This window comes from Synechococcus sp. W60.3, assembly GCF_047502615.1.
In the GTDB taxonomy this organism is placed as follows: domain Bacteria; phylum Cyanobacteriota; class Cyanobacteriia; order Thermostichales; family Thermostichaceae; genus Thermostichus.
The window spans coordinates 23,215-29,325 of the sequence record NZ_JANSHJ010000030.1 but is presented as its reverse complement, the minus strand read 5'-3'; the positions used below and the strand labels follow the sequence as shown (position 1 = coordinate 29,325).

Annotated in this window: 4 protein-coding genes and 1 pseudogene; 3 read left to right on the top strand and 2 right to left on the bottom strand. The window is 61.4% G+C overall.

The annotated features are described in order from the left end of the window. A pseudogene (locus tag NW846_RS10320) lies at positions 1-199 on the bottom strand (hypothetical protein); the annotation flags it as partial. 214 nt (positions 200-413) lie between these two features. Between NW846_RS10320 and NW846_RS10315 the strand changes: the two are divergent. The 3 genes from NW846_RS10315 to NW846_RS10305 all read left to right on the top strand — a co-directional run bounded on the left by NW846_RS10315 (position 414) and on the right by NW846_RS10305 (position 4,790). After that, on the top strand, positions 414-2,522 hold the full coding sequence (locus tag NW846_RS10315) for a tetratricopeptide repeat protein (protein WP_414515912.1): 2,109 nt from the start codon (positions 414-416) through the stop codon (positions 2,520-2,522). Between the two features lie 100 nt (positions 2,523-2,622). Next, on the top strand, positions 2,623-3,804 hold the full coding sequence (gene aroB / locus NW846_RS10310) for a 3-dehydroquinate synthase (protein ID WP_414515910.1): 1,182 nt from the start codon (positions 2,623-2,625) through the stop codon (positions 3,802-3,804). Continuing rightward, positions 3,783-4,790 carry an aspartate-semialdehyde dehydrogenase gene (locus tag NW846_RS10305; RefSeq protein WP_414347805.1) on the top strand — a complete coding sequence of 336 codons (1,008 nt, stop codon included), beginning with the start codon at positions 3,783-3,785 and terminating at the stop codon, positions 4,788-4,790. Before aroB ends, NW846_RS10305 begins: the two co-directional genes overlap by 22 nt. Before the next feature lie 19 nt (positions 4,791-4,809). Here the strand turns inward: NW846_RS10305 and NW846_RS10300 are convergent, their stop codons facing one another. Further along, entirely contained in the window at positions 4,810-5,805 is a 996-nt protein-coding gene (locus NW846_RS10300; RefSeq protein ID WP_414515908.1) for a hypothetical protein, read from the bottom strand. Positions 5,806-6,111 lie beyond the last annotated feature (306 nt).

Below are 6,111 nucleotides of genomic sequence, written 5' to 3'. Positions count from 1 at the left end.
GGCCCCCCAACAACAAAGTCAGGGGGATCAGATCCGGCAACTGACCCAGCCAGCACCCCAGCGCCGCCAAGGCCACCAAGCCCAGCCCCACTGCCGGTTGCCAGCGGCGAACGGATCCCCAGCGGCGATATCGAATCGCTTCCAACAGCAAGACCACCAAGCCAATCGCAGCCGCAATCGCCAAAACTCCGCCCAGCATGTGCTCCCTCCTTTCAAGCCCTGCACCAACTATCGCCTATCGTTGTCCGCTCATCATCGCCATTCGCAGAAGCGTCGCGTAGGGATAAGGTTTGCTCCTTGCCCCAGACTCGGTGGAGGGCAGTGCCCCGCACCGCTAGTGCGTTTGCGTTTGTGAAAGCATCGCGCAGCGATAACGCAAAGATAAGCTGGAGAAGAGCAGCGAGCGGGCGTTCATGTCTTCAGAGCATTACAAGTTCGACCTTTTCTTGCGCTACCACCGAGAGCAAGCCCGGTGGGCGCGTCAACTGGCGGAGCGGCTGGATCGCGAGGGTTTCAAAGTCTGGTTTGACCGCTGGATGCTGCAGCCGGGGGATAATCGCAAGCTGGAGCTGCAACTGGCCATCGAACAATGCCGCTGGGTGGGAGTGGTGGCCTCTCCAGAGTGGGTTGCCGATCCCTGGCCAAGGGATGAGCTGTACAGCGGGTTTCCCCATGCCCCGGCACGACAAAACCAGCGCCTGCTGACGCTGCTGCACACCCCCACTGAGCTACCCCGCCCCCTGGAAGAGGCGCCCCTGCTGGATTTTACTGGCTCAGAAGAGGATCCGGTGCTGTTTGAGTACCGGGCCCTGGAGCTAATGCACTTTTTGGATCCCAGCTTCCCTGCCCCCGGGGATCTGCAGCGGTTCCGGCTGCAATACCGCCGCCGTGAGGGGAAAGAGTCCCTGGAAGATGAAGAGGTGCGGGGATTTCAGGCCTTTTTGCGGGCCATCCAGATGGCCATCCTGCGCATTGCCACGGGCGAAACCCCCTCCGCCACGCCAGAAGAAGGAGCGCGTCAGATCGCCATTTTGCAGTTCATTCAGCGGCTGTTTCAGTGGAACAGTGCCGACATCCAATTCGAGCGGGGGGAAGACTGGCGTCGCCGCGGCAACCTGACGGAAGCCCTGGCCGCCTACGACCGGGCTCTGAACATGGATCCCAACTTCGCCCTGGCTTGGAGCCGCCGTGGGGATGTGCTGGTGCAGCTGGCCCGCTACCGCGAGGCGGTGGACAGCTACAACGGATCCCTGAGCATCAACCCCTACGACGAAGAAACCCGGCTGCGCCTGGCCCTGATTCTGGGGCGCCTGGGGCAGTACAAGTCGGCGGTGGTTAACTACGACAAGGTGCTGGAGAGCAACCCGGAAGATGCTCTGGCCTGGCATAACCGCGGCATCCGCCTGCTGCAACTGAAGCGGTCTAAGCTGGCCCTGAACAGCCTGAACAAAGCGCTGCGCCACAACCCCAAGCAGCCCCGCACCTGGCTGGCCCGTGGGATCGTGTTGCGACGGCTGCGGCGGCCCAGCTCGGCAGCGGCTAGTTTTGCGCGGGTTTTGAAGCTCAACCCCAGAAGTGCGCGGGTTTGGCGCTACCAAGGCAATGCCCTCTTCCACTGCCACCGGCTGCGCTCGGCTGTCGAGTGTTACAAGCGCTCGCTGCGGCTGCGTCGCCGGGATCCCATCACCCTGCACAACTTGGGGGTGGCCCTGCTGCGCTTGGGGCAGTATCGGCTGGCCAGCAAGGCTCTAGAACGCGCCCTGCGCTACGATGCCGACAACTACAAAAGCTGGTACGCCCGCGGTGTGGCCTTCCAGAAATTGGGCTACCTGAAAGAAGCCTGTATCCACTTCGAGGAAGCCCTCAAGATCAAGCCGGAGCACTTTCCAGCCCGCTATGCCTTGGCGGTAGCTCAGCAGGAGCTGGGGCAATATGAGGCCAGCCTACGGCATTTCCAGCGATTGGTGCAGCAGCGTCCCGGCAGTTCTGCCTGCTGGTTTGGCCAGATCACCGGCCTGCGGCGCCTGGGCCGGCTGGAAGAAGCCCGTGCCGCCTGCCAGCAGATGATCCACCTCAACGAACGGGATCCCTGGGGCTGGTTTGCCCTGGGGTTGATCTACAGCGAGCTGAGGGATCCCGAACAAGCTGTGCAAGCCTACTCGCGGGTTTTGCAGCTCACCCCAGAAGATGCTGTGGCCCTCAACAACCGCGCCTGGGAAGCCTTGAAATTGGGGAAGCTGGAACCTGCCCTGGCAGACGCCCAACAGGCCACGCACCTGGATCCCCAGCGGCCCGCCTTTTGGCATACCCTGGGGCTGATTCAACTGCGGGCCGGCCAGCGAGCAGCCGCCCAAGCCAGCTTGCAGCGCTGTCTGGAGCTGGATCCGCAATTTCAGCCGGCCCAAGCCGCCCTGCAGGACTTGGCCCAGGAAGACTCGGCCTCGCCGGCGGGAACAGCTCTGCCGGATTTGGAAACCCTCACTCCCCAGTCGGAGCCGCAGCCAGTTGACCCCAACCCCTAGCAGGATCCCCTGGGCTTTCAGACCCCAAGGACAATGCCTGCAGCAAGCAGACGGGAGCAGAACATGCCACACTGGATCCCGCCCCCCAGGACCGACACGCATGGATCCCTATCTGATCCCTGTCAAGCTTCCCCACAGCTCCTACGATATTCTCCTCCAGTCTGCCGAAGGCCCCCCTGGCCACAGCCTCATCCAGCTGGGATCCCAAATGCGAGCTAGAGGGCTTTCCGGCAGGGCTCTGGTGGTGAGCCATCCCGGCATTGCCAAACACTTTGCCGAGAAGTTGCTGCAGGGGCTGCAACAAGCGGGGTTTGCCGCCCACCTCTGCCTATTGCCTGCCGGCGAATGCTACAAAACCCTGCGCTCGGTGGCCAAGATCTACGACGCCGCCCTAGCCTTTGGCCTGGAGCGCTCCTCCACCTTGGTGGCTCTAGGAGGGGGGGTCATTGGCGACATAGTGGGGTTTGCCGCCGCCACTTGGCTGCGCGGGATCCCGTTTGTCCAGGTGCCCACTTCGCTTTTGGCCATGGTGGATGCGGCCATCGGCGGCAAGACCGGCGTCAACCATCCTGGCGGGAAAAACCTCATCGGCGCCTTCTACCAGCCGCGCCTGGTGTGGATCGACCCAACGCTGTTGCAGACCCTGCCCCGGCGGGAATTTACCTCGGCCCTGGCGGAAGTCATCAAATACGGCGTCATCCAGGCTGCCGACCTATTTGAGTTTTTGCAAGACCGGCCCAGGCTGAGGCGCTACGCCGATTTTGCCCCTGCGGATCTGCACTATCTGCTGCGGCGCTGTGCCGAGTGCAAAGCCTGGGTGGTGCAACAGGACGAGCGGGAAGGGGGCCTGCGGGCCATCTTGAACTACGGCCATACCCTCGGCCATGCCCTGGAAACCGTTACCGGCTACCGCCGCTACCTGCACGGGGAGGCGGTGGCCATTGGCATGGTGGCTGCGGGGGAGATCGCCCGTCGCCTGGGGTGGTGGAGCGCGGCTGAGGCCGAGCGGCAGCGACGCCTTATCGAAAGGGCAGGGCTGCCCAGCCACTGGCCCGCCGGGATCCCTTGGGAGGCAGTGCTGCAGGCAATGCAGGCCGACAAGAAAGTCAAACAGGGGCGGATTCGCTTCGTTCTGCCCCGCCGCATCGGCCAAGCGGAGCTGACCGATCAAGTCGAGCTGGCAGAGGTGCAGGCTGCTTTGGCCTCGATTACAGCCACCTCTGGAACCCTAGAATTAGGAAAAGCTGAGGACAAGAAAGCATGGGACGGCAACAACGGGTAGCCATCCTAGGGGCCACAGGAGCCGTAGGAGTGGAGCTGCTGAAGCTGCTGGAAGAGCGCCGCTTTCCGGTGGCAGAGCTGAAGCTGTTGGCCTCGCCCCGCTCGGCGGGCACCTACTTGACCTTCAAGGGAGAACGGATCCCGGTGGAGCCGGTTGCAGAAGCGTCCTTTCGGGGTCTGGACCTGGTCTTGGCCTCTGCCGGAGCCGGTGTCTCCAAAACCTGGGCCAGAACCATCGTCGAGGCGGGGGCGGTGCTGATTGACAACTCCAGCGCCTTTCGCCTGGATCCCAATGTCCCGCTGGTGGTGCCCGAGGTCAACCCCCAGGAAGCCTTCCGTCACCAAGGGATCATTGCCAATCCCAACTGCACCACCATCCTAATGTGCGTGGCCATCTACCCCCTGCATCGCCACATCCCCCTGCGCCGCGTGGTGGCCGCCACCTATCAATCGGCCAGTGGGGCCGGGGCCCGCGCCATGGTGGAGCTGCAAGAGCAAACCCGCGCCTACCTCCAGGGGCAGCCGTTGCAGCCCCAGGTGTTCCCCTATCCCATTGCCTTCAACCTCTTCCTCCACAACAGCCCCCTGCAAGAAAACGGCTACTGCCAGGAAGAGATGAAGATGGTCAACGAATCCCGCAAGATTATGGGATCCCCCAACCTGCGGCTGACAGCTACCTGTGTGCGGGTGCCGGTGCTACGTACCCACGCCGAGGCCCTCAACCTGGAGTTTGAACAGCCCTTTCCTGTAGAAAAGGCTCGGCAACTCTTGGCCCAAGCCCCTGGAGTGGCGCTCATCGAAGACTGGGAACGCAACCGCTTCCCCATGCCCATTGATGTAGCCGGCAAAGACGAAGTGGCCGTGGGCCGCATCCGCCAGGATATCTCCGAGCCCAAGGCCCTGGAGCTGTGGCTGTGCGGGGATCAAATCCGCAAAGGTGCGGCCCTCAACGCCATTCAAATTGCCGAGCTGCTTTTGAAGGACTAATTCGCCACAACCGTCCAGGTTACCGGACAACCGTCCAGGTTACCGGCCCTGCTGTAACAGGGGCAGCCTCATTGCTGGTCAACGTCACCGGGGAGTTGAGGTAGGTGTAGGTGCCGAGTGAGGTCAGAGGTGCCGTTTGGACAGGGATGTCCACTATGCAAGTTTGTCCTGGGGCTACTGATCCTCCGGTGAATTGAATGGTGGCGTTCGTAGGCGTCGCTGGCGGCGGGGGTACGAGAGTGGGGGAGCCGCACGATGTAGAAGTCCCCGCACCGGCAACTTGCAAACCACCAGCCGGCGCTACCGGCAAGTTGTGGTTAAAGGCCAAGCCCGTCAATGGAATGGCAGCGTTGTTGGTGATGATAAACGTCAAATTTCCGGTGCCAATAAGGGGAGCTGGGCTAAGCGGGTTGGGAGCAAAGGCCATGGTAAAGGTGGGAGCTGGCACCGTTACCGTTAGGTTGATAGCCGCAGCGGTGGCATTAGGCGCTTGGTTGCTGCTCAGGGTTACCGCGGGGCTGGTCAGGGATCCCGCTGTCGTGGCTGTAACTTGAAGATCCAGGCTGATGGTGCAGCTAGCGTTGGCTGCCAATGAGCCGTTGACCAACGAGATGGAAGTGGTTGTTGGTGAAGCTATCACCGTCCCCCCACAGCCATTGTTCAGGTTATTGGGACTGGCAATGACCAAACCGTTAGGCAAGGTGTCGGAAAAAGCTAGACCCGTCAGCGGCAGAGCGGCTGTGTTGGTGATCGTGTAGGTCAGAGTTGTTGTGGCATTAGGGCCGGCATCTACCGAGGTGGGGCTAAATGCCTTGGCAAAAGTCGGGGCACCCGTTGTGGGCGTAGGTGTCGGGGTTGGGGTGGGTGTCGGAGTTGGGGTGGGTGTCGGAGTTGGAGTCGGTGTAGGTGTAGGCACTGTCGTCCCACCGCTTCCGCCTCCACCGCAGCCGGTCAGTCCTAGACAGGCCGCTCCTAGACTCAAGGCCACAAGAGTTGTAACTGCTTTTTTCTTCATCGCTCTCTCACTCCTCATCACTATCGGACTTGACTTTAGTTTTTATCGACCTGTCTTGCTGCAGTGTACTCCAGTCCAATTGCTGTTCAGGACGCTTCTGCGCCGAGGCAATTTACAGTTAATTGTAATAAACCTTGGCTTAGCTGGCAAACTCCAACTAGGGAATAGCTCCTTCAGACTTGCTCTTAGGTACCTTGCTTGTAAGCACAAAATCTGGCGCTCCAAGCCAACTTTCAGAACCTCGCCTATGCCGCTCGAGCCAGCAATGTTCACACAACGTTGGAAAGGGAGGAGAATTGAAAAGCA